At 62.3% G+C, this 671-nt stretch carries 1 protein-coding gene; it reads right to left on the reverse strand.

The window, feature by feature from the left end; all coding sequences use genetic code 11:
• Positions 1-23: 23 nt before the first annotated feature.
• On the reverse strand, positions 24-671 hold a 648-nt coding region (locus IVB48_RS15865), incomplete at its 5' end, for a transposase (RefSeq protein ID WP_247400741.1).

Raw genomic sequence — 671 nt, forward strand, 5'->3', positions numbered from 1 at the left:
GAGCTGACGCTGGAGAACGATTCCTAAGAAACGGCAGCACCAGCTTTCGGCTCCACGGGCTGGAGAACAAACCCGAATGCCTTGGCACGCCGATGCAGATCGTTGACGACTCGCGTGCGGTAGCGCGTCTCGTAGGATGAGGCCCCCGGATCGACATACTCCATTCCGTGTCGCACCGCGTTGTAGAACAGGACTGCGATCTTGCGGGCCGTGGCGGTCACCGCCTTGGCCTTGCCGATGCGGGACGAGAGGCGCCTGTAAAAGGCGCCGAGCGCGGTGTCAGTGCGTCCGACGGTGACGGCAGCGAGGCGCAGAAGAGCCGCGGCCCGACCGCCGGATCGGCGCGTTCGTGACGAGAGCACTTTGCCGCCGGAGATCTTATTGCTCGGAGCCAACCCCAGCCAGGAGGTAAAATGCTTTGCACTTGGCCATGAGGTAAGGTCGTCGCCGCATTCCGCGATCAACTTCAGCGAAAGGTAAGGGCCGAGGCCGTCGATCATAGTGATGTCCTTTCCGAGCAACACGAACAGCGCCGCCCGGACGTCGAAAGCCAGAGCGTTCGCCTGATCGGTTCTGTTCCGACGCCGCGAGACTGGCGGTGCTGATCCATGATCACGACCCCTGTGGGTGCTGAGTTCCTTCAACACAGCTTCGATCCGGACATCGCAGGC

This window comes from Bradyrhizobium sp. 76, from assembly GCF_023073025.1.
Classification (GTDB): Bacteria; Pseudomonadota; Alphaproteobacteria; order Rhizobiales; family Xanthobacteraceae; genus Bradyrhizobium.